Source organism: Lampropedia aestuarii, from assembly GCF_004803635.1.
Taxonomy (GTDB): Bacteria; Pseudomonadota; Gammaproteobacteria; order Burkholderiales; family Burkholderiaceae_C; genus Lampropedia; species Lampropedia aestuarii.
The window spans coordinates 19,818-43,103 of sequence record NZ_SSWX01000004.1 but is presented as its reverse complement, the minus strand read 5'-3'; the positions used below and the strand labels follow the sequence as shown (position 1 = coordinate 43,103).

General features: G+C 56.9%; 20 protein-coding genes. 7 read left to right on the top strand and 13 right to left on the bottom strand.

All coding sequences use genetic code 11. The features are described from left to right. Window positions 1–2 precede the first annotated feature (2 nt). Both rng and E8K88_RS04115 read left to right on the top strand, forming a co-directional pair. Window positions 3–1,532 carry a ribonuclease G gene (gene rng / locus E8K88_RS04120; protein ID WP_136405388.1) on the top strand — a complete coding sequence of 510 codons (1,530 nt, stop codon included), beginning with the start codon at window positions 3–5 and terminating at the stop codon, window positions 1,530–1,532. Window positions 1,533–1,770: 238 nt separating this feature from the next. Then, window positions 1,771–2,592 carry a PPK2 family polyphosphate kinase gene (locus tag E8K88_RS04115; RefSeq protein ID WP_240754310.1) on the top strand — a complete coding sequence of 274 codons (822 nt, stop codon included), beginning with the start codon at window positions 1,771–1,773 and terminating at the stop codon, window positions 2,590–2,592. Between the two features lie 182 nt (window positions 2,593–2,774). Here the strand turns inward: E8K88_RS04115 and E8K88_RS04110 are convergent, their stop codons facing one another. From E8K88_RS04110 to E8K88_RS04095, 4 genes are all read right to left on the bottom strand, one after another. Further along, window positions 2,775–4,721: a bifunctional metallophosphatase/5'-nucleotidase gene (locus tag E8K88_RS04110; RefSeq protein WP_205880023.1), complete on the bottom strand. Its 1,947-nt coding sequence runs from the start codon at window positions 4,719–4,721 to the stop codon at window positions 2,775–2,777. Between the two features lie 423 nt (window positions 4,722–5,144). Continuing rightward, entirely contained in the window at window positions 5,145–7,043 is a 1,899-nt protein-coding gene (locus tag E8K88_RS04105; protein WP_136405527.1) for a bifunctional metallophosphatase/5'-nucleotidase, read from the bottom strand. A gap of 186 nt (window positions 7,044–7,229) precedes the next feature. Next, window positions 7,230–8,387 (bottom strand): pyridoxal phosphate-dependent aminotransferase, encoded by a 1,158-nt coding sequence (locus E8K88_RS04100; protein WP_136405386.1) that lies wholly within the window; start codon window positions 8,385–8,387, stop codon window positions 7,230–7,232. Window positions 8,388–8,573: 186 nt separating this feature from the next. Beyond that, on the bottom strand, window positions 8,574–9,515 hold the full coding sequence (locus tag E8K88_RS04095; protein ID WP_136405385.1) for a CysB family HTH-type transcriptional regulator: 942 nt from the start codon (window positions 9,513–9,515) through the stop codon (window positions 8,574–8,576). A 282-nt stretch (window positions 9,516–9,797) separates the two neighbouring features. On the opposite strand from E8K88_RS04095, the gene htpG reads away from it, so the two are divergent. From htpG to E8K88_RS04080, 3 genes are all read left to right on the top strand, one after another. Then, window positions 9,798–11,783, top strand: a complete 1,986-nt coding sequence (htpG, locus tag E8K88_RS04090; RefSeq protein WP_136405384.1) for a molecular chaperone HtpG — start codon at window positions 9,798–9,800, stop codon at window positions 11,781–11,783. A 321-nt stretch (window positions 11,784–12,104) separates the two neighbouring features. Beyond that, entirely contained in the window at window positions 12,105–12,527 is a 423-nt protein-coding gene (locus E8K88_RS04085) for a DUF2778 domain-containing protein (protein ID WP_240754309.1), read from the top strand. Beyond that, window positions 12,524–12,832: a hypothetical protein gene (locus E8K88_RS04080; protein ID WP_136405382.1), complete on the top strand. Its 309-nt coding sequence runs from the start codon at window positions 12,524–12,526 to the stop codon at window positions 12,830–12,832. The genes E8K88_RS04085 and E8K88_RS04080 overlap by 4 nt, the downstream gene beginning before the upstream one ends. Window positions 12,833–12,998: 166 nt before the next feature. On the opposite strand, the gene E8K88_RS04075 is transcribed toward E8K88_RS04080, so the two are convergent. The 8 genes from E8K88_RS04075 to ypfJ form a co-directional block, all read right to left on the bottom strand. Then, window positions 12,999–13,448, bottom strand: coding sequence for a YchJ family protein (locus E8K88_RS04075; RefSeq protein ID WP_136405381.1), 450 nt, complete (start codon window positions 13,446–13,448; stop codon window positions 12,999–13,001). A 671-nt stretch (window positions 13,449–14,119) separates the two neighbouring features. Continuing rightward, the gene (locus E8K88_RS04070; RefSeq protein WP_136405380.1) at window positions 14,120–14,638 is read right to left on the bottom strand and encodes a GNAT family N-acetyltransferase; all 519 of its coding nucleotides are present in this window, start codon (window positions 14,636–14,638) and stop codon (window positions 14,120–14,122) included. A gap of 113 nt (window positions 14,639–14,751) precedes the next feature. After that, window positions 14,752–15,579 (bottom strand): class I SAM-dependent methyltransferase, encoded by an 828-nt coding sequence (locus E8K88_RS04065; RefSeq protein ID WP_240754326.1) that lies wholly within the window; start codon window positions 15,577–15,579, stop codon window positions 14,752–14,754. 95 nt (window positions 15,580–15,674) lie between these two features. Beyond that, window positions 15,675–16,673 (bottom strand): MerR family transcriptional regulator, encoded by a 999-nt coding sequence (locus tag E8K88_RS04060; protein ID WP_136405378.1) that lies wholly within the window; start codon window positions 16,671–16,673, stop codon window positions 15,675–15,677. Window positions 16,674–17,191: 518 nt separating this feature from the next. After that, window positions 17,192–17,404 carry a cysteine-rich CWC family protein gene (locus E8K88_RS04055; RefSeq protein ID WP_240754308.1) on the bottom strand — a complete coding sequence of 71 codons (213 nt, stop codon included), beginning with the start codon at window positions 17,402–17,404 and terminating at the stop codon, window positions 17,192–17,194. A 34-nt stretch (window positions 17,405–17,438) separates the two neighbouring features. Continuing rightward, entirely contained in the window at window positions 17,439–18,383 is a 945-nt protein-coding gene (locus E8K88_RS04050) for a phosphatidate cytidylyltransferase (protein ID WP_136405526.1), read from the bottom strand. Further along, window positions 18,383–19,321: a lysophospholipid acyltransferase family protein gene (locus tag E8K88_RS18565; protein WP_240754307.1), complete on the bottom strand. Its 939-nt coding sequence runs from the start codon at window positions 19,319–19,321 to the stop codon at window positions 18,383–18,385. Before E8K88_RS18565 ends, E8K88_RS04050 begins: the two co-directional genes overlap by 1 nt. Before the next feature lie 52 nt (window positions 19,322–19,373). Beyond that, a complete protein-coding gene (gene ypfJ / locus E8K88_RS04035) occupies window positions 19,374–20,222 on the bottom strand; it encodes a KPN_02809 family neutral zinc metallopeptidase (RefSeq protein ID WP_136405376.1) in 849 nt (282 codons plus the stop codon). Between the two features lie 393 nt (window positions 20,223–20,615). Between ypfJ and E8K88_RS04030 the strand changes: the two genes are divergently transcribed. Together E8K88_RS04030 and arsC are read left to right on the top strand one after the other, a co-directional pair. Further along, entirely contained in the window at window positions 20,616–21,065 is a 450-nt protein-coding gene (locus tag E8K88_RS04030; RefSeq protein ID WP_136405375.1) for an Lrp/AsnC family transcriptional regulator, read from the top strand. Between the two features lie 289 nt (window positions 21,066–21,354). Beyond that, window positions 21,355–21,705, top strand: coding sequence for an arsenate reductase (glutaredoxin) (gene arsC, locus E8K88_RS04025; protein ID WP_136405374.1), 351 nt, complete (start codon window positions 21,355–21,357; stop codon window positions 21,703–21,705). Between the two features lie 60 nt (window positions 21,706–21,765). Here the strand turns inward: arsC and E8K88_RS04020 are convergent, their stop codons facing one another. Further along, complete coding sequence (locus tag E8K88_RS04020) at window positions 21,766–23,253, bottom strand: DUF4139 domain-containing protein (protein WP_136405373.1); 1,488 nt, start codon at window positions 23,251–23,253, stop codon at window positions 21,766–21,768. Window positions 23,254–23,286 lie beyond the last annotated feature (33 nt).

Below are 23,286 nucleotides of genomic sequence, written 5' to 3'. Positions count from 1 at the left end.
CCATGTCGAGCCCCGCGTCGGTGCAGGCCCATCCTGCCGGCGCGCAAGAAATTCTGGTTAATTGGGCGCCGCAAGAAACGCGTGTCGCCGTGATTGAAAATGGCGCGCTGCAAGAGCTGCACATTGAGCGCACCTTGGAGCGCGGCCTCGTTGGCAATATTTATTTGGGCAAAGTGACACGGGTTTTACCCGGCATGCAGTCGGCTTTTGTCAATATCGGCCTCGAACGTGCAGCCTTCTTGCACGTAGGCGATGTCTGGCAACGCCAAAGCGGTGGCGAGACACTGGCCACCACGCGCCGGCAAGAGGCCTTGCAGCCGATAGAAAAACAGGTGTTTGAAGGCCAGTCGATTGTCGTTCAGGTCATCAAGGACCCGCTGGGCAATAAAGGCGCGCGCCTGTCGACCCAAATCAGTGTGGCGGGCCGCTCGCTGGTGTTTTTGCCGCAAGACGACCACATTGGCGTGTCGCAAAAAATCCCGGTGCATGAGCGCGATGCGCTGCGCCAGCGTTTGCAAAACCTGGTGGCAGCCCATACCGAAGCGGGCAAGAACACAGGCGGCTTTATTTTGCGCACCAATGGGGAAGAGTCCAGCGATGCCGAACTCTCGGAAGACATCCAGTATTTGCGCACCACCTGGCAGAAAATTCGCCAGGCCGCTTTGTCCAAACCAGTCACCAGCTTATTGCACCAGGACCTGGATTTGCTGCGCCGGGTGCTGCGCGATTTGGTCAGTGATGCGACCCGCAGCGTGACGATTGATTCGCGCGAGCAATACGGGCTATTGCAAGAGTTTGCCAAAGAGTTCACACCCACAGCGCTGCCACGCTTGCAGCTCTACCGAGGTGAGCGGCCGATTTTCGACCTCTACAGCGTCGACGAAGAAATCACCCGGGCGCTGGGGCGCAGGGTCGATTTGAAGTCAGGCGGCTACCTGATCATTGACCAAACCGAGGCATTGACGACGATCGATGTCAACACCGGCGGTTATGTGGGCGCGCGCAATTTTGACGACACGATTTTCAAAACCAATCTGGAAGCCGCGCAGGCGATTGCGCGGCAATTGCGGCTGCGCAATTTGGGCGGGATTGTGGTGGTTGATTTCATCGACATGACACAAGACAAACACCAGCAGGCGGTATTGCATGAGTTTCGCCGCCAACTGGCCCGCGACCGGGTGCGCACCACGGTGTGTGAGTTCTCGCCACTGGGCCTGATTGAGATGACGCGCAAACGCACGCGCGAGTCGCTCGCACATATGCTGACGCGTCCCTGCGATATTTGCCAGGGCACGGGCGAGGTCAAAACCGCGCGCAGCGTTTGCTATGACATCCTGCGCGAGATTTTGCGCGAGGCACGCCAGTTCAATCCCAAGGAGATCAAGGTACTGGCCGCGCCAGAGGTGATTGAGCTGTTTTTAGACGAGGAAAGCCAGTATCTGGCGAGCTTGTCCGACTTTATCGCCAAGCCGATTGCCTTGGTGGCCGAAACGGGGCTTGCATCAGACCGCTACGATATTGTGCTGGTTTGAACACCTTTCTTAGAACGTGTTTACGATCTTTGCGCCTTGCCCTTCGGGTTGGAGTTCAAAAGGCACGCTGCTTTGTTAAAAATTCTCGCCTTGCAGCTAGCCCGATTGCGGTTTTTGCCGCGCATCGTATCCTTTTGGGCCCCAACGCGGTCAGTAAAAAGATCGCAAGCACGTTCTTATCCCAACGCGGCTGCCCTGGCCTGTGGCAGCGCGCAGAACTGACCAGGAGCCACAACGCATGGATATGAAACAACTCACTTCCTTTGATGCTTTTCGCATTGGCCCCAAGCATCGGCTGGCCGATATCAAGCCCAATTTGAAAACTTTCAAACTGGGCGGGAAAAAAGAGGAGCGCGCGCAGCTCGAAGTGCTGGCGCTGGAGCTCAATGATTTGCAAAACCGCTTGTATGCCGAGGGCCAGCGCAAGGTCTTGCTGGTGCTACAAGGCATGGATACCAGTGGCAAGGATGGCACGATCCGTTGGGTCTTCTCGCGCACCTCGCCTTTGGGGGTGCGGGTTTCTGCCTTCAAGGCACCCAGCGCGCAGGAAAAGGCGCGTGACTTTCTTTGGCGCTGCCACGCAGTGGTGCCCGCTGCCGGTGAGCTGACGGTCTGGAACCGCAGCCATTACGAAGATGTGCTGGTGCCGGTGGTCGAGGGGTGGATCAGCAAAGAACAGACCCAGCAGCGCTATGAGCACATCAACCATTTTGAGAAACTGCTGACGGATACCGGTACAACGATTGTCAAATGCATGCTGCACATCAGCAAAGATGAGCAGCGCAACCGTTTGCAGAACCGTTTGGACGATCCAGAGAAAAACTGGAAATTTGCCCCAGAGGATTTGACTGCCCGTGCCAAATGGAGCGACTACCAGCAGGCCTATGACGACTTGCTCAATGCGACCTCGACCAGCTACGCGCCTTGGTATGTGATTCCTGCCGATGACAAACGCCAACGCAATTTGCTGATTGCCCAATTGCTCAACAGCACCTTGCAACGCATGGACATGCAGTTGCCCCCCGCTGCGCCGGGGCTGCAAGATGTCGTGATTGAATAAGCGCCCGTTCATCATCTCTACGCAGTCGCGCGGAGATGATGAACAGGCGCTAAGCGCGTGAACAGGTATTCAAAAAGCTTCTGCCACTTTGCGGTGACAGAAGCTTTTTTTAAACGATGGCAGTGACTACCACCGCCACTGCCACTACCACCGCCACTGCCGTTTGGTGGCTGAGTGGCTGCTTAGCGCACGGGGCCAATAAACGATTTGGTGCTGTACAAATCATCAGCCAATTGGCCCAGCACTGGCAGGTCGGAGCCTACATCGGCGCTTTGGCTGTCGATGTACTGGAACAGCACATCGGAGTCCAGCACACCGACATCCAGTACGCGGTCACGTGGCACATTTTTCAGCGTGTCGTAACCATCGCCACCGTTGGCGTTGAAGCTCAGTACCGCCAGCGTATAGGTGCGTGCGGTGTCCAGCGGCTCCCAGTTGCCGGTCGTCGCATTGCGCACTTCAAAGTTGCTGGCGCGATGGCCGCGGGCTTGGGTGGCATCGACGTCAAAGCGCATCCCACCGGTGTAAGGGTATGGACCGGTGCTGCCGCCTGTTTTGAAGACTTCATTCAGACCGTCTTCGACCATGCTTTGGGCTTCTGCGCCGGTGATTTTCATGGTGTACAGCATGTTGCCAAATGGCAGCACTTCAATGGCTTTGGCTGCGGTGACGCGACCTGGGTTGAGTGGCACGCGCACGCCACCGCCGCTTTGCAGCGATATGTCGGCACCGCCGTAGACGCGCTGTGTGACCTCCAGGTATGCCTGGGCTGCCACTTGCTGGATATCGCCACCGCGTTGCGAGACTTCACCCAAGGCGTTGCAGCTGGCCGAGGAGCGCGAATAATCGACACTGCCTTCACCCCCGGGCACGCGGCGCGAGCACAGCTCGGTTTGCACCAGTGCCACTTCGGTTTGGTTAAACACTTCCAGTTTGTCCGCATATGGCTTGAGAATGCCTGCGGTGGTGCTGTTCAGGCTGGTGGTGCGCAGGAAGCCGCTGGCTTGCAGGTCCGCTTGCGCGGCAGCCCATTCTGCCGTGCTCAGAGCCGAGCCGTCGGATTTTTTCAGTGCAGCATCGATCAGCACATGCGGTGTGCCAGAGCAAGCAGTCACATCGCCATTGCCGTCAAACTGCACGTTCAACTCGCCCACTACTTGGCTGTACTCCCAGGCTTGCACGATACAGACTTGCTTGCCCGTGGCATCTTGCACGATGGTTGGGTAGTCGCCCGCTGGCGTGCCAAGGCCATAAGCGGCCATGCTGTCCGGGCCAAGCAACGTGTGCGAGTCGCCGCCGACAATCACGTCGACGCCGCGCAGCTTGGCAGCCACTTCCTTGTCGTACGCATAGCCGATATGGCTTTGCACAATGATCTTGTTCACGCCTTGCGCAGTGAGCAGGTCGATCTGGCGCTGGGCCGCCAGCACTTCGTCTTCAAATTGGGTATCGGCATCGGGGCTGGATGCGGTCTTGGTTTTGCCTGCAATGGTCAAACCAATCAAGCCGATTTTCTGGCCGTCGCGTTCGATCACGGTCGAGGGCTGGACATAGTCGGTGGCGCGGCTTGGGTGCAGCGCCGAATTGGCACCGAATTGCACGTTGGCGCTCAGCACCTGGGTGTTGCATGGGCCTGCGCGCAGCAAATCTAGGAAGTTCTTCAGGCCGGTATCGCCTTTGTCAAATTCGTGGTTGCCTAAGGTAAAGCTGTCAAAACACGCGGTGTTCATGGCTGCTGCATCGGCCTCGCCATCGGCGCCTGCACGGTTGAAGTACAGCGTGCCGGTCAGAGCGTCACCCGCATGGATTTTCAGGACATTGGTCGACTGCGCTTCCAGCTCTTGCAAAGCCTGGGTGACGCGGGCAAAGCCCGCCTTGTTCACAGTCAAGGCCGTGCGTGCACTGCCACCAGTGTCCAATTTCACGGTGCGGCTGCTTTCAGCCAGGTTCGAGTGGTGGTCATTGATGTGCAGAATGGTCAAATCCAGCGATTTGGGCGCAGGAGTTGGCGTGCTATTGTCGTCATCGCTGCTGCCGCCGCAGGCTGTCAAAGCGACCGCCACTGCTGCTGCCAAAGCCAGGCGCGTGAATTGTCGAACCGAATGCTGAGAAGGTGTCTGCTGTGCCATTGTCATCGTGCTCCTGAAAATGGCCGATTCTTGAGAAATGGTGTGACAGCTTCATGAACGGATGGAGCTCAGGCGATTTTTGTCAATAAATACATACAAACCGGTGTTGATCCGCCCATAGTCCGGCGGCGCTGGCTTGTAATAGCCTGTTCAAAGTCTTGACGCAGTCGCGCAAGGCACAACAAAGAGGCAGAACAAGACGCCTGTTGCAGCTCAACTATCTGTATGAGTACAACTGGCAACGCAGTCATGCGCTTTTTTTTGTGCCTTGCCCTTCGGGTTGCGCCCAAAAGGCACGCTGCCTTGTTAAAAATCCTCGTCGGGCAGATAGCCCGACTGCGGTTTTTGCCACGCATCGTATCCTTTTGGGCTCCAGCGCGGTCTGCGTGGAGACTTTGAACAAGCTCTAAGGCACCAGGCGCTTTAGCGCTGCGGTCCAATGAAGGACTGGGTGCTGTAGAGCGCTGCCGGCAGTTTGCGCAACACGGGCAGACCCGTGCCTGCATCCACCGGTTGGCTTTCGATGTATTCGAACAAGACATCGGAGTCCAGCACGCCCACGTCCAACACACGCTCGCGGGGCACGTTTTTCAAGGTGTCGTAGCCATCGCCGCCATTGGCATTGAAGCTCAGCACCGCCAAGCGGTAAGTGCGTGTGGTGTCCAAAGGCTCCCACGCCCCGCTGCTGGCATTGCGCACTTGCAAGTTGCTGGCGCGTTGGCCAAAGGGCTGGTTGGCATCGACATCGAAGCGCAAGCCGCCGGTGTAGGGATACGGGCCAGTGCTGCCGCCTGTTTTAAAGACTTCGTTCAGGCCATCTTCGACCATGCTTTTGGCTTCATCGCCAGTGATTTGCATCGTGTAGAGCAGATTGCCAAACGGCAGTACTTCAATGGCCTGGGCTGCTGTGATGCGGCCAGGCGTGAGTGGCACGCGCACGCCGCCGCCGCTTTGCAAGGAGATGTCAGCACCGCCATAGGTATTTTGGGCAATTTCCAAATAAGCCTGCGCGGCAATTTGCTGGATATCGCCGCCGCGCAGCGACACGTCGCCTAGTGCGTTGCACGTGACGCTAGAGCGAGAGAAATCCACCGTTCCAGGCCCGCCTGGAACGCGGCGTGAGCACAGCTCTTCTTGCACCAGCGCGACTTCGGTGGTGTTAAATGAGGCGATTCTGTCCGTAAACGGCTGCAACACTGCCGATGCTGCGCTGTTGAGGGCCGTGGGGCGCAGAAAGCCGCTGGCTGTGATATCGGCTTGCGCGGCCTGGTTTTCGGCGGCACTCAAGGCCGAGCCATCGGCTTTGCTCAGCTGCGAACCAATCAAGACGTGCGGTGTGCCAGTGCAGGAGATGAGATCGCCATTGGCGTCAAAACGCACATTGAGCTCGCCCACGACCTGGCCATATTCCCAGGCTTGAACGATGCACACCGGCTTGCCCGAGGCATTGCTGGCCATCGTTGGATAAGGCCCGGCTGGATTGCCAATGCCGTAGCTGGCCAAGCTGTCTGGGCCGAGCAAGGAGTGGGAGTCACCGCCGACAACCACATCCACACCGCGCAGTTGCGCTGCTACTTGTTTGTCGTATTCGTAGCCGATGTGGCCTTGCACGATGATGATGTTCACGCCCTGGGCTTGCAGGCGGTCAATCTCGCGCTGTGCGGCCGTGACCTCGTCTTCAAATGTGGTGCCCGCGTCAGGGCTGGAGGCCGTTTGGGTCTTGCCCGCTATCGTCAGGCCAACCAAGCCAATTTTCTGCCCCCCCTTTTCAATCACGGTGGAGGGCAGCACATAACCGGGGGCGCGGCTGGGGTGCAAGGGCGAGTCAGCACCAAACTGCACGTTGGCGCTGAGTACCTGGGTGTTGCAAGGGCCAGCGCGCAGCAAATCGAGGAAATTCTTCAGGCCCGTATCGCCCTTGTCGAACTCGTGGTTGCCCAACGCATAGGTGTCAAAGCAGACGGTGTTCATCATCGCCGCATCGGCCTCGCCGTCAGCGCCAGCGCGGTTGAAGTACAGCGTGCCGGTGACGGCATCGCCTGCATGCAGTTTCAGCACATGCTCATTTTGGGCTTCAATCTCTTGCATGGCCTGCGTGACGCGCGCAAAGCCGGCTTTTTGCACCGTCAAGGTCGTGCGCTCAGCACCGCCGGTATCGAGCACAATGCTGCGGCTGCTTTCGGCCAGTGTCGAGTGGTGGTCGTTGATGTGCAGAATGGTCAGGTCCAGCCCGCTGGGCGCAGGCGGTGTGCTGTTGTCCTTATCGTGGCCGCCGCAGGCGGCTAAAGCGGCAGCCACGGTGGCTGCCAAGGCCCATTGCATGCAGTGCCGCGAGCGGCTGGGCCGAGGGTGTTGAGAGGGTAGAGGGTGTGCCATTGTCAGCGTGCTCCTGAAAATGGCCCATTGTTTAAATCCGGTGTGACACTTGCATGAATTGGTGGGATTCGTGCGCCATCTGTGCGTATCTCTCTACCATCGTTGACAATCTTGCGTAAAAGTCACGAAAAATCAAAGTTTCTGTAGCCGCTCCAGCGCCAATTGCAAGGTGCTGTCTTGTTTGGCAAAGCAAAAGCGCACCATGCTTTGGTCGAAGCCATCGCCATAAAAGGCCGAGGTCGGAATGGCCGCCACGCCAATTTCCTGGGTCAGCCAGGCACAAAAATCGGCTTCACTGAGCTGGCTGACGGCCGAGATGTCCACGGTCTGGAAGTAGGTGCCGCTGCAGTCCATGGGTTTGAGGCGCGTTGTGGCCAGGCCTGCACGGAAAAAGTCGCGCTTGGCTTGGTAGAACGCAGGCAGTTCAATGTAAGGCGCTGGGTTGCCCAGGTACTGGGCCAGTCCGACTTGCATGGGCGTGTTCACCGTGAACACATTGAACTGGTGGATTTTGCGGAATTCGGCCATCAAGGCCGCAGGAGCGGCCACTGTGCCGACTTTCCAGCCCGTCACATGGAAGGTTTTGCCAAAGCTGGACACCACCATGGCGCGCGCGGCCAATCCTGGAAAGCGGGAGGCACTGAGGTGCTTTTTGCCATCGAACACCATGTGCTCATATACCTCGTCGCTCAGTAGCAGCACATTGGTAGGTGCTAGCAAGTCCTGCAACTGCAGCATTTCAGCCTCGGTCCACACGGTGCCTGTGGGGTTGTGTGGCGAGTTGATCAGCAGCAGGCGCGTGCGCGGTGTGATGGCGGCGGCAATCGCGGCAAAGTCGGGGCGAAAACTGCCCGGTGTTAGCTGCACACGCACTGGTTTGGCGCCGGCCATCTGGATCGAGGGCACATAGCAGTCATAGCAGGGGTCGAGCACGATGACTTCCTCGCCCGGTTGCACGACCGCCAAAATGGCAGTCAGCAAGGCCTGTGTGGCGCCCGCGGTGACGGTGATTTCGGCCGTGGCATCGTAGCGGTGGCCATATAAGGCTTCAATTTTGGCCGCCACAGCTTCGCGCAAGGCTGCAGCGCCCGCCATTGGCGGGTATTGGTTGTGGCCTTGCTGCATGGCTTCGGTGACAGCAGCGGTCAGGGCTGGATCGCAGTCAAAATCCGGAAAGCCCTGGCCCAGATTCACTGCCTTGTGCTGCACGGCCAGGGCCGACATGGTGGTGAAAATGGTGGTGCCTACCTCGGGCAGGCGACTGGTCACGGATGGGGTCAGGTAAGACATGGCAGCAGACAAAAAGCACGCCGCTAACGCGGCGTGGGTAGAAGGTAAATTGGTGGGCCGTGCTGCTTCAAGGCTCCAGCCTCAGTAAGCGCTGGCCTGTCGCAGGCATGGATGCCATTTCGCCCCCTGGTGCGGCGCTGGCGTCCAGCGTGGCTCGCAGACAGGGCGCGGGGGGCAGGCGTGATTTTACAAGTCGTAGTCGGACTCGCGGCCAGACAAGGCCAGTTTGACCTGCTCGCGGCTCAGGCGCGGGCTGATCAATTCGGCAAAGCGAAACACGAACTGGCGCATGTAGGCGCCTCGTTTAAAGGCCACGCGGGCGACGTTCATGCCAAACAAGTCGCCCATGGGCTTGGCGACCAATTGGCCAATCAGATCGCCTTGCACGGCCATTTCAGCGACGATGCCCACACCCAAGCCCAGATTCACATAGGTGCGAATCACATCCGAATCAATCGCTTCGAGGATGATGTTGGGCTTCAGGCCACGGCGCTCAAAAGCCCGGTCGACGCGGCCACGGCCGGTGAACGATGGGTGGTAGGTAATCAGTGGCTCATTGGCAATATCGTCCAGCGTGATGCGTTCTTTGCGTGCCAGCGGGTGCGAGGCCGGGAAAATCAGCACGTGCTGCCATTCGTAGCAAGGCAGGGTCACCAGATCGGGGTAATCAGCCAAGGACTCGGTGGCCATGCCAACATCGGCCACTTCGGTCAGCACCATATCGGCCACTTCATGCGGTGTGGCTTGGTGCAAGCTGATATTGACTTTCGGGTACTGGCCGCGAAAGCGTGCCACCGGCTCAGGCAGCACATAGCGTGCCTGCGTGTGGGTGGTGGCAATCGACAGCGTGCCGTTGTCTTGCGCGCTGAAGTCGCTGCCGATGCGCTTGAGGTTGCCGACTTCGCGCAAAATGACTTCAATGCTGGCCAACACATGCTGGCCCGGCTCGGTCACGCGTTTGAGGCGCTTGCCGTGGCGCGCAAAAATCTCCACACCCAGCTCGTCTTCCAACTCAATAATGGCTTTGGAGACTCCCGGCTGCGATGTGTGCAAGGCCTTGGCCGCTTCTGTCAGATTGAGGTTGCGCCGCACAGCCTCTTGGACAAAACGAAACTGGTGGAGGTTCATATATTCGAATGTATCTAAAAAAATGCTCGTTTATTATCTGCTATTTGGCATAAAAATCCAGTTATAAAGATATAACTTGAATAAGCAAAGTGCCCGGTTGTTGCAGTCTGGACTAGTGTTTGTGAATGTCCAAGTATGCCAATGGGCTGTTGTAATCTTGTAAATCAGCGAACTGCCGCTATCTAACGGGGCAGCGGCTGCGTAAGCGCGTCTGTGCTTGCGCGGTCATGCGGGCCGTGTGCCGAATTTTCTGAACATTTTGTTGTTTTTCATTGATCGACCATGACTATTAAAAAGCATTCTTTTCAAGCCGAAGTCGCCCAAGTCTTGCATTTGGTGACGCATTCACTGTACTCCAACCCCGAAATCTTTTTGCGGGAGCTGGTCTCGAATGCTGCTGATGCCTGTGACAAACTGCGTTTTGAAGCCCTGAATAACGCTGCTTTGTACGAAGGTGATGCCGATTTGCGCGTGCGCATCAGTTTTGATGAACAAGCCAAAACCCTGACGATTGAAGACAACGGCATTGGCATGAGCGAGGCCGAAGCGATTGACAACCTGGGCACGATTGCCAAGAGCGGCACGCGTGAATTTACCAGCCGCCTGACTGGCGATGCCAAAGCCGACACGCAGCTCATTGGCCAGTTTGGTGTGGGTTTTTACTCGGCCTTCATCGTCGCCGATTCGGTGGTGGTTGAAACCCGCCGCGCCGGCGCAGCGGCCAGCGAAGGCGTGCGCTGGACCAGCCGTGGCACGGGCGATTTTGAAATTGAGCCGATCGAGCGCGCCGCACGCGGCACGCGCATTACGTTGCACATGCGTGAGGAAGGTCTGGAGTTTCTCAATGGCTGGAAGCTCAAGTCCGTTATCAACAAATACTCTGACCACATCAGCCTGCCAGTGCAAATGGAGCAAGAGGAGTGGCAAGAGGCCGAGCAAGAAGGCCAGCCAGGCGGCATGGTCAAAACGGGCGAATGGGAAACCATCAACCAAGCCAATGCCTTGTGGAGCCGCGCGAAAAAAGACATCAGCAATGCGCAGTACATTGAGTTTTATAAAAACCTCAGCCATGACTTTGCTGCACCGCTGGCGTGGAGCCACAACAAGGTCGAGGGCGCCACTGAATACACCCAGCTGCTGTATATCCCGGCGACTGCGCCGCAAGACCTGTTCAACCGCGACAAGCAAGCGGGCATCAAGCTCTATGTGAAGCGCGTGTTCATCATGAACGAGGCCGACGCGCTGCTGCCGTCCTACCTGCGTTTTGTGTTTGGTGTGATTGATTCGGCTGACCTGCCTTTGAACGTCAGCCGCGAGCTGCTGCAAGAAAGCCGCGATGTGCGTGCGATTCGCGACGGCAATACACGCCGCGTACTGACCATGTTGGAGCAATTGGCCAACGCTGCGACCGCTGGCGATGCCGATGCGATCACCGACGTGGCAGACAAGAACGCCACCGATGCACAAGAGCCGGAAGCAGGCGCGATCAAAGAGGCCGACAAGTACGCGCATTTCTACGAGGCCTTTGGCTCGGTGCTCAAAGAGGGCCTGGGCGAGGACATGGCCAACCGCGAGCGCATTGCCAAATTGCTGCGCTATGCGTCAACGCAGAGTGAGTCGGTCAGTGTCAGCTTGGCCGATTACAAGAGCCGCATGAAAGAAGGCCAGAAAGCCATCTACTACATCACGGCTGACAGTCTCGGTGCTGCGCAAAGCAGCCCACAGCTGGAGCTGTTCAAGAAAAAAGGCATCGAAGTGCTGTTCATGACCGACCGTGTCGATGAGTGGGCCATGGGCTTTTTCAATGAGTTCGATGGCACACCGATGCAGTCGGTGGCCAAAGGCGGTGTGGATCTGGGTGACTTGCAAGACGAGCAAGAGCGCAAGGCCGCGCAAGAGGCTGCTGAGCAATTCAAGCCGTTGTTGGAGCGCCTCAAAGAAGCCTTGAAAGACCAGGCCTCGGACGTGCAGGTGACGACCCGCTTGGTCGACTCACCGGCTTGTTTGGTGGTCAAGGATGGTGAAATCAGTGGCCAATTGGCGCGCTTGCTCAAGCAGGCGGGTCAGGAGGTGCCAGTGAACAAGCCCGTGCTGGAGGTCAACCCAGAGCACGCGCTGGTCAAGCAGCTGGAGAGCACCAGCCAGTTTGATGATTTGGCCCATATTTTGTTTGACCAGGCGGTGTTGGCCGAAGGCGGCTTGCCTGCCGATCCTGCCGCTTATGTGAAGCGCGTCAATGCGATGCTGCTGGGGGCTGCCAGCGCATAAGCTCAGGCCATCCATTAAAAAAAGCGGCGCTTGCAGTGATGCAGGCGCCGCTTTTTTGCTGATGGAGTTTTTTGCGCGCCAGCGAAAGCTCCCCTGTCAAGTAGACATTTGATTATTGGAGTTTGCGGCAGTGTGAGAATTCGCTTTTTGGTGGTCAGGCCACACGAAGTTGAGTAAAAAACCTTCAAAGTAAACATAAGTTAACTGCATGCAACGTTAACATAGACAAACAGTGCTGCGTTTGCAGGTTGCTAGACTGCTCTTGTTATGACAAGGGAGAGATTAGTGATTAAGTGTACTTTTTTACTAAACGATCAACCAATGAGCCTTTTCGATCTTGGAGGGCGCTCATTCCCTGCATTTTCTGGTCTTGGCGTGCACGTTAACCGTCGAAGCTCATCATGTGTTGCGGATCAAGGCCCCATTCCGATTGGCGAATACTTTTTGCTTGATCGCGAATCTGGCGGTCGGCTTGGTAAAATTTACGACGCGCTCAACGGGAGACGCGACTGGTTTGCGCTCTATGCTGACGATGGAAGGGTTGACGATAAGACATGGTGTGAACAGGTTGAAAGAGGAGCCTTCAGACTGCACCCCAAGGGTCCATTAGGCATCAGCCAAGGATGCATCGTCATTAACGAACCATCAGAGTTCAGTCAGTTGAGGCTGATATTGCGCGCGCGCGCACCCTTCAAGATTCCAGGCTCCGAATTGACCGCATGGTCAAAGGTCATTGTCAAATGAGTCGATACAAGTCAGCCATCTTGCTGTTGCTCCAGATAGCAATTGGCAGTTTGATTTTTGCGATCATCTGGATACGCACGCCATCTCTATGGTTAATCACGCTGCCGGATGGTGTTTGGAGACTTCTGCAAGACGGTTTCAATGCATCTTGCTGTGAAGGCATTGCCGATGTGGAGTTTGTTGGCGGCCTTATTTTGGGGGCCTTTTTCTCCATCGTGATCATAGTGATGCTGCGCATCGCCAAGAGACTGATGGCGAGGGTCCAGCAGACGCACAAAGGCACACCCGAGAACGCGCATCGTTGACTGACCGCCAGATTGCGCAGCGCAGAGCCCTCCATTGAGTGCTCCTACACCGCGAAGACCATCCTGTTCGGGCAGATGCCTTGGTCGATGCGTAAGCTCCCCTGTCAAGTAGACATTTGATTACTGGAGTTTGCGGCAGCGTTGACGTCACAGTGCTTGGCGGTGATCAGGTTTGGAAATCCCCATCCACATACCACCAGCGGCCTTCCTCTTTGACAAAGCGGCTGCGCTCTTGCATGCGTTGGCCACGGCCTTGCTCGCGGTAGCGTGCGACAAATTCGACTTCGCTGTGCGTGTCATCGACCACAGTGTGGTCACGCACTTCGAGGCCCAGCCAGCGCGTGTTGGCATCAAGCTCCAGGGTGCTCGGGCGGGTGCTGGCGTGCCAGGTGGCCAGCACATAGTCGCGCAGCAGCAGGCTGTAGGCGGTGTAGCGTGAGCGCATGAGATGCTCCGCATCTGGCGCGGCTGGCATGGTTTGATTTTCTTGGGCGGGCAAAAAAAAGCGGCCGCAGCAGTCTTTGAGTGCCAGTGGCTTTGGTTTTTTGGTGTTGGCGCTATGGCGCCCGCAGGGGCAAGCAGCGCCCCATGCGGCGGTGGGAATACGGTCAGTCATGCGATCAAAGATGGGGTGTGGCACGGGGGTTAAAAGTTGAATCGACCAGTTTGTTCTAAACAGTTTTCTGCCCCCATGCAATGGCGTCGCTCGAACTCTACAGGAGATAGGCCCCCTGCAAAAGATGGCCTGCCAATGGGGGAACATGCCACTGAGGTTACAGGCATTGCGGCGCGCAGCTTGTCGTGTGGCATGGATTTTTGCGGATTCGTTGGCGTTTAAGAGCCTGTTCAAAGTCTCCACGCAGACCGCGTTGGAGCCCAAAAGGATACGATGCACGGCAAAAATCGCAGTCGGGCTATCTGCCCGGCGAGGATTTTGAACAAGGCAGCGTGCCTTTTGGGCGCCAACCCGAAGGGCAAGGCACAAAAAAAGCGCATTACTGCGTTGCCCGTTTTGCTCATACAGATGGTTGAGCTGCAACAGGCGTCTTGTACTGCCTCTTTTTTTGTGCCTTGCGCGACTGCGTCGAGACTTTGAACAGGCTCTAAGCAGTTGGAAACCGCTTTTTGCCTGATCGCTACCGCCCCTACTCCTACTAAAGCACAGGTTGTGGCTCGTTATATAAATGATAAATGCGGTCATTCATGGCTTGTAGATTGACCGCCTTGATTCGAATCAACAATGGCTGCATGACTTGGCCTACAACAGAAGGACTGGCCAGGTCTGAATCATCTTGCTGGGGCGGTGATGGGCAAACGCATCGCCACTCGCTGCTCGATTGGCAAGCCTTGAATGGCTTCCGCATCAAGCGCATCTCTGAGATGCAGGCTGGGATTTTTTACTGGAATGAAGCCGAACTTTTCATACGCTGGCGCACACCACGCTACATTTTTGAAGGTTGTCAGCGACAGTGCGTCCAAGCCGGTGTCCAACGCATATTGACGTGCGCTGCGAAGCAGTTGTGTGCCAATGCCTTGTTGCTGCCAATCGCCTTGCACAGACAGCTCCCAAATGTGCAGCTCATGGTTCAACACTTCAGCATTCAGGAAGCCGACCAGATGGCCTGGAGATGCCTCCGCAACCCAAACGGTTCCCTTGAGGATGAGCCGTTGATGTTCAGGCTCCGATATGACCTGGCCATCTGCCAGCCAAGCCAAATAGGCAATGGCTCGATAGAGCGCGCTGGCGGATTGTTCGATTCGCGGCAAATGCGCCGCATCCTCAAGGGTGGCAAAACGAATCAACATGTGCACGGATTAGGTTGCTGAGTTGCAAGGACGCATGCGCATCACTGAGCGCGTCCTCCAGAACGATTGTGGGGAATATCTGCACACACAGTGTACAGATTGTCTTCATCGGTCTATCGTTTGACAGCACTCAGATAACGGAAGCCGCCGCCTGCAATCTGTAAGCCATCCCTGCGACCCGCGAAATAGCAAGCATTGAGTTCTGCAGGCCCCAGGTCTTCTTCGACTTCAAAGCCTGCATATGACAGCAATTCACGCATGCGCTCGGGCGTGCAAGATGATTGCCAGGGCTCGCCTCCCGCTGCCATCATGTTGGCAGTGAACTGCATCATGACCCGCTCCAGGGGATGCAATTGGTCCTCGTCTAATCGGTAGTCAAGCGCAATGGTAGAGCCTGCGGCAAGCTGCTTTAACGCTGCAATCTCGCGTTCAACCACTTCGTTGTCAAGATACACAAGTACACCCAGCACAGACAGGCTAACGGGCTTGGCGAGGTCTGCCTCGCCTGCGAGAAGGCCATCAACGGTGGTGATCTCTCGCAAATCGGTCGTGATATACCGGAGGTTTGCTGGCTTTGCCCATCCATTGTCGGAATACAGACGAGTCTTCCATTCCTGCATCGAAGGCTGGTCAAGTTCAAACGTGGTAATTGCAGGCAGCGTGGATGCACTGCGCAGTGCCCAAGTATCCAAACCTGCACCGACTATGCCGTATTGCACAGTCCCATTGGCAATGGCTTTTAACAAATGGTCTTCCGCGAATCGTGAACGGGCGACGATGCCCGCCCGCATGGAGCGCGACGAGACACTATTGTGTACCATTGGATTACGCATCAGTGATGCAGCATTGGCGCTTCCCAAAGACGCTACAGCAAATGGGTCCTTGAATACCTGCTCGTCCTCAAGAATCTGGTGCGCTGCTCGCGAAGTTGCGACACGCATCGCAGAAGGGCTCGGACAGTCAGCGAATTGCATTGGAATACTCCTGATGTTGGTTCAACGAAAAGAGTACTTTGATGCATGACGCTACGTCAGGGTCAAGAGGCAGCTGCGTCCAAATAGGCCCTCAGCCGAGGACCGACAAAATGACCAAGCGCCAATATGGGCTCGCAGGCGTAGGCTTGTCTCAGCTTGGTCGCAAGCGGCATATCCTGAGACACGGTGCGAAGCGAGAGTTCGCGATATTGCTCCAGCAACTCCCGGGCCGCTTTCATCTTTGGCGAGACTCCACTGGCGAGTAGTCTTTCTCCCCGCGCCGCAAGTGCCTCCCACTCAGGCCCTGTGGAGCCATCGAGTCTGTTGAGTTCTTCAGGCAAAAGATGACGACGCAAGGCTGCCAGGCGCAACTCGATGGCTTGTTCAAGGTATTGCATAAGTTCAGTCTCGAGTCCTGCATGCCGTGCAGTCTCAGGCGCTTCTCGATGCATTCGCACCCAATCGAGAATAACGCCAAGCCGTCCTCCGAAGACAGACATTGCAATGTTCATCCACCGCTGTGCTAGTAACTGAGTTCGTGCTGCATCGGACGGAATGGCGTTTCTTTGGCATGACAGCAGTTCCTCCGCAATTGGCAGCCATCGAGGCCTCGCACGTCGCCAACGCCCAAGCAGCCTACGTATATCCCCAGAGGGAAGATATAACTGGTGAGTCTCTAGGAGGCGAATGCCATTGAGCAAATCATCGGCCGTTGCGTTTTGGCTAGAGATGGCTTGCTCCAGGAAAAGTAGCTTTTCTTTTAGTTCCTGAATTTCCAATAACTTGCGTGTAACTTCCTCTATTTGGCGACGCAGTAACACTTGCGGCGTGAACTCTCCCCCAGTCAATGTTGTGGCAATTGCTTCGAGACTAAGGCCCAATTTTTTGAGGGACTGGACCGCATGCAATCGCTCAATGTCTCCAGCACTATAGAGGCGGTAGCCTGACGCGCTTCTGGCACTGGGACATACCAATCCAATGTGGTCGTAGTGATGAAGAGTCCGAACAGTCATTCCCGCACGTTTGGCGACTGCTCCTATGGTGAGATGAATGGTGTTCATGATTGGTTCGGTGTGTGACCTTGCCCCTGTTAAGCAGAGTTCTTAACGATTAATTCATGCAGCTTGTTTATGCTGTGCTGCATGCCTGTGGCGCTCATATCGGATAGGGCTAAGATAGCCCAGCGAGGCGTGCAAGCGCCGATGATTGCAGAGCGTGATCCAGTCCATGATAACGACAGCGCCTTTTTGTCCTTGAGCGCTTGCTGCAGCTCCTTTTGCGTGCGCGGCCAGGCGTACCCACTTGGTTTGTGATCCCTTGAGCACACCCAAAGCCCTAGCCGCCGTCGCATTGCTGAGTGAGCCTGTCTCGTTGCTTCCTGCTTGAATGCCAGCGAGTATTTCGCTCAGACTGGCCTAGTGCTTATGTCTTAATCCCTTGCCTATGTGTTGACTGGCGCGAACAACTCTATTGTTCGAGGGCAAGGTAAGGGGCAGTTGTAGCTATCTTTAATGCTTGGTTTACATGGCCAAAAAGTGGCGCTGGCCATGGCTGTGCAAAGAAGAAAAGAGCGGCTAGCTCATTTTGAAGAAGTGTCTGTGACTGCACCGCAAGTTGGGCAAAGGCATTGGCTGGCAGGGGTGCCCGCCGTGCGCATTGCGCTGGCTTGCGCCAATGCCGCTGGCGCGATGGCGGTTTGCATGCACCAGCAGCTGGACGGGTTGGCGCCGGCACTGATTGCACAGCGATTGGCTGTGCCACACAGCGGGCACAGGCTGGCAGGGTCAGGCACGGCTGATGGCTGTGTAGAGGCTGTGTTGGGCGTATCAGCCAACTACCACTCCCCAGCCATAGCGCACGACATGGAAAAAGATCGGCGCGGCAAAACACAAGGAATCCAGGCGGTCAAGCATGCCGCCGTGGCCTTCAATCATTGCACCCCAGTCTTTCACGCCACGGTCGCGTTTGATCGCCGACATCACCAGACCACCGGCAAAGCCCAGCAGGTTCACCAGCAAGGCCATGAAAAAGGCAGCCACTACGCTAAACGGTGTGATCCAGTACAGCGCCGCGCCCAGTACCGAGGCGGCCAGCACGCCGCCGACAAAGCCTTCCAAGGTTTTGGAGGGCGAGAGCAGCGGCGCGATTTTGCGTTTACCAAACAGCTTGCCGCACACATATTGCAAGATGTCGGAGCTTTGCACCACCAGCACCAGCCAGGCAATCAGCAGCAGGTTGCGGTCTTCGTAGCCGGGGATCGGGATCAGCATCAGCGCCGGAATGGCCGAGATGCAGTAGACCGCAATCATGACGCCCCATTGCACGGTGGAGGCGCGCTCCATGAAGCGGGTGGTGTCACCGCCAAAGGCCGCAAAAATCGGCAGCAGCAAAAAGCCATAGACCGGCAAGAACACCGACATCATCCCGTACCAGCTGGTCAGGATGAAAAAGTACTGCAGTGGCAGCGCAACATAAAACGCCATCAGCAGTGCGTAGTAATCAGCGCGGCGAGTGGGTGCCAGCGTGAGAAACTCGCGCAAGGCGTAAAACGACACGCCAAAGAACAGCAAGACCACGGCGACACGGCCCAGTGCAAAGGCAATGCCCAGCACGACAATCATCACCCACCAGGCTTTGATGCGGGCATTCAGGTTGTCAATCACCGCATGGGGCTCAAAGCCTGCGCGCATTTTCAGTACATAGCCGACCACGGTGGCCAGCACCATCAAACCCAGTACCAAACTGCTGAGCAGCAATGTTTCATGGCTCATCATGCAGCCCTTTCTGTGTCTTGTGGTGGTTGCGCGGCGCTATCGGCCTCGGCACCGCCCATTTGCAATAACGCATTGCGCGCGCGCGACAGAAAGGCTTCCTTGCTCTCGCCGTCTTGCACTTGCAAGGGGGTGCCAAAGCTGACCGTGCACAGCAAGGGCAGTGGAATCAACGCGCCTTTTGGCATCACGCGGTTGAGGTTGCCCAGCCACACCGGCACGATTTCGACGTGTGGGTAGTTTTTGGCCAAATGGTAAATACCGCTTTTGAACGGCAGCAGGCCCTCTTGCATATTGCGCGTGCCTTCGGGGAAGATGATCAGCGAGTCGCCCGCATCCAGCGCGGCTTTCAGCGGCGCCAGCGCATCGGGTTTGAGGGGCGCGGCAGTGCGCACGGCTTCGGCCTCTGTCGGCTGTGCCTGTGGCTCCAAGTCCAGCGCAATGTCCTGCGGCATCGCTTCTTGCCATGCGTTGGCGCTGTCTTGCGCGGATAAGGCGGCGATGGTGGCGGCATCGTGCAGATCGGCTTGCGTGGCAGGCTCGCGCTCGCGCCAAGCAAAATCTGCTGGAATACTGCCCTCGCTCTCGGGTGTGGCTGCAGCAGGTTCGGCTGGTGCTGCCGTGGCCGTGCTGTGTGGCGCAGCCTGCGCTGCGCTATGGCGCTCGACCAGCACGCCGTTGAATACCTGGTGGATCACATAGGGCCGAATCGCGCCTTTGGACCAGTAGTCGGCTCCGGCGACTGGGCGTGTGCGTTTGCGCAGCAGTGGCGGCAAAGAGGCCCAGAGCAGCACAAAATCGCTGTGGCTGGAGTGATTGGCAAAGTAAATACGCTGCACGGGTACCGGGTTGCAGCCCAGCCAAACGCTGCGTGCGCCGGTGATGGCTTTGGCTGCTCCGGTAATTGCTGCGGCAGAAATGCGCGCGCCTATTTGCATGGTTTGTCTCCCTTTTCATGCAGGGCCACGGCCGATCTATTCGGCCGCGACATCACAACTGTGCGTTGTTGAAGGTGTCACAGGCCTGCGGGTCGCCCGTTTTCAGACCGGTGTTGAACCAGCGCTGGCGTTGCGCGCTGGTGCCGTGGGTAAAGCTCTCGGGCCGCACGACGCGACCAGCGGAGCGTTGCAGTGCATCATCGCCAATCTTGGCGGCTGCATTCATCGCCGCTTCAATATCGCCGCCTTCAAGAATTTGGCGCTGGCGGTCGGCGTGGTGACCCCAGACTCCGGCATAGCAGTCGGCCTGCAACTCCAGGCGCACGCTCAATTGGTTGTATTCAGTCTGGCTGATGCGTCCGCGCAGACTGTCAATTTTTTGCGTTGTACCTTGCAGGCGTTGCAGGTGGTGGCCGACTTCGTGGGCAATCACATAGGCCTGGGCGAATTCGCCGGGGGCACCTAAGCGGTTTTTGAGTTCGTCAAAAAAACTCAGGTCAATGTAGACGGTGGTGTCGGCGGGGCAATAAAACGGCCCCATCGCCGCCTGGCCTGTACCGCAGGCCGTTTGCGTGGCGTCTCTAAAGAGCACCAGCCGTGGCTCTTGGTAATTGGAGTAGATGCTGCCCCAGACGTCTTCGGTGTCGGCCAGTACCGTGGCCACAAACTGGCCGTTGCGGTCGTTGACCGGGCCAGTCGTGGCAGGCGCTTGCTGGCTTTGTGTGGTGGGCGCTGCGCCTTGCATCAGACCTAGCACGGTCAGCGGGTTGATGCCAAATACACCCCAGGCAATCAGCGCCACAATGATGGAGCCGATGCCAAGGCTGCGCCCGCCCACACGGGACCCACCGGCGCGCCGGTCTTCCACATTTTTGGATTGTCGATTGCCTTCCCAGCGCATGGTCTGTCCTTATTGTCAAAGAATGGATGCGAATGGAGCAAAGTGTACGCGGCTTCGGCCTGTTATTGGGCCAATCTGATGCGGTCGCAGGCTGCGTTGGTGCACGTGCTTTTACCAACGAAAACGCCTGCAGCAGGTGCAGGCGTTTGCGCAGAGGGGGCAAGGCTTGGTCGGTACAAAAAGCCGCAGCGCTGAGAACATATGCGTTCTTTGGGTCGTGCCAGTGCGATAACTACTGGCTGCGCTTGCTGGTTGAAGAGGCTGGTAAGTCTCTGCTTCCATGGCGTTATTGTGCGCAAGCTGGCGCAGAAGTTTTTACCCATTTGTGGCTTGATACGGTGACTGGGTAGAAAATACATCTGTTGAATACCATTTATAAAGAAAATTTTCCTCATGGATCAATTGGATAAAAAAATTCTTGCACAATTGCAGCGCAATTCGCGCGCCAGCCTGCAGGAAATTGGTCAGGCCGTGGGCCTGTCCCCCACGCCTTGCTGGAGCCGCATTCGCAAAATGGAAGACTCTGGCGTGATTGAGGGCTATACGGTCAGACTCAACGCCCAGGCGCTGGGCTTGCAAGACACAGTGCTGATCCAGGTCACGCTAGACAGCCATTCCGACAACACCTTGGAGGCGTTTGGCGAGATGCTGGCGGCGATACCGGAGGTGGTGGAGGCGCACTTGGTCTCAGGCGACTATGACTATTTGCTGCGTGTGGTGGTGCGTGATACGCGTGACTACGAGCGCTTCTTGCGCGAAAAGCTCTACCACATCAAAGGCATTCGCCATAGCCGCTCCAGCTTTGTGCTGCGCACGCTCAAGACGGCACAGCTGCCTTTGTAAGCGCAGCGCTGGCGGGGCAGTGCCTGAAGCGCACTATTGCAGCGCGCAAGCGACTCATTTTGACAACGCGTATTGATTTGTTGAATAGGTGCTTAGAGTAGGCAGCCCACGACGCCTCCTGCAGAGGCGCTCAGCTTGGCCACCAGCCGCCGCTTCTCTTTTGTTGGAGCAATGGCATTACCTGGCGGATCAATGGGTGGGGTGCGGCTATGATGAGCAAGCGCCAAGTGCTGATGCTGGCCTTGGTTTGTTCGTTCACTTTCCACGCCCTGCAAGGCCTTTGCTTGATATGAGTACCACTGAAGCCACCATCTACCACAATAGCCGCTGCAGCACGTCCCGCAAAACTTTGGACTTGCTGCGCGAACAGGGCATTGAGCCGACGGTCGTCGAATACCTGAAAACACCGCTGACACGCCCGCAATTGCAGGCCTTGATTGCTGCCAGTGGTTTGACGGTGCGCGAAGCGATGCGCAGCAAAGAGGCGATTTATGCGCAGCTGCAGCTCGATGCGGCCAATGACGAGGCTTTGCTGAATGCAATGGTTGCGCACCCAGTGCTGCTGAATCGGCCTTTTGTGACGACGCCCAAAGGTACGCGTTTGGCGCGGCCTGTGGAGAAGGTGTTGGAAATTCTGTAAATTGACGTGCTGTTGCAAACTCCAACGCCGCCATATGGGCGGCGTTGGGGTTCAAAGCCATCAGTATTTGATGCGTACGGTGTAGCTCAGCTCGGTTTTGCCTTCGGCAGGCACTTCCACTTCCCATTGCGCCAAGCGGGCAGTGGGTTGAGTGTGTTTCTGACTTTCACTGGTGATGGTCCAGTCGCCAGGAATGGGCTCAACCACTGTGATGGTCGCAGGCACTTCTTTGGCATTGCGCAGCTCGATGCTGAACGACATCTCATACAGGTTGTCGGCCAGTTTTTTGCTGCTGGTGTGCTTCCAGGTGCCATTCAAATCAAACGCGCTGCCCAGTTTCAGGCGCACTTGCTCGTCCTTGGCTGTGTGGTCGATGCGGTCCTCGCCAATGAATAGCGCGCGTTGTTGGCTATCGCCTTTGTACATGCGCACAATGCCTTTGGGCAGCGGCACGCCCAAATCGCCATCCTTGTTGTCAAACTCGACAAACACATCCACTTTGCGCTTGTCGCCCAGCTCCGGGCTGTTGTTGTTGCGCAATTGGTTGTACCAGTGCTCGGCACCTTGCAAGCGGTATTCTTTGCGCACCGGCACGGAGCCGGCCGACAGCAGGGCCACTTGCTTGGTTTGGTTGTTGCCCAAGGTGGTGGTGTTGGGCAGCGTGTAGAGGTGGTATTCGAACAAGGCCTCTTGTTCCATCGGGGCCGGAGCTACTGCGGCCATTGCACGTCCATCCAATGCTTTGAACATGGCTTCGCGCACAATCGGAGCTCTGCCCACGTCGCCAGCGACCAATTGCAGCTTGGCGTCTTCATAGGCTGTACCACTGTGGTTGTTCAAGGTCACCCATCCAGCCAGATCCAGGCTGTTCTCGTCTTTGGATAAAGTCGCGACATAGTCGGCTTGCCAGCCCAAACCGCCGGTGAGGTAGGACAAATCGACCGTCGGCGTGCCGGCTTTTTCGGCATTCAGAGAGACCACCAAGGTGGGTTGGTCACGCAGGTTGCCGGGCACACCATCGAATGCCAAGCGGGCATTGGTGGGCAAGCCAGTTTCGATGCGGTCAGCGTATTTCAACACCGGGCCGGCGTTATTGGCCAGCAAGGTGGCCGTTTCACGCTCATCTTGACCTGATGCGGGGTTGGTGCGAATCACGGTTACATTGCGGCCAACGTATTTGTTCAGCAAGGAGTCGCTGCTCAGCAAGTCGTAGTCAAAATTTTGCTCCAGCAGGTTCAGTGCGCTGCCATCGGTGGCGCGCATGCTGGCGGTTTCGGGCATGATTTGGGCCGATACCTCACGCACCGCAATGCGGTTTTCACCTTGATTGAGTTTGATTTTGCGCTCATCGCGCACCAGCGCCAAGCCATCGTTGTAAATCGTCACGGCCACCGATTGGCGGTCTTGTGCGGCACTTTGGGTTTCAGCCACGGTAGCGGCTGCGGCAGCGCCCATGGCGGTCATTGAGAATACTGAAACACCCAGCAACGCCAACGGTGTTTTGATCCAAGAACCTGTAGCGACTGAACGCGAAGTATGAAAAACCATCACAACTCTCCTGTAAAAAACGGTCGATGAAGT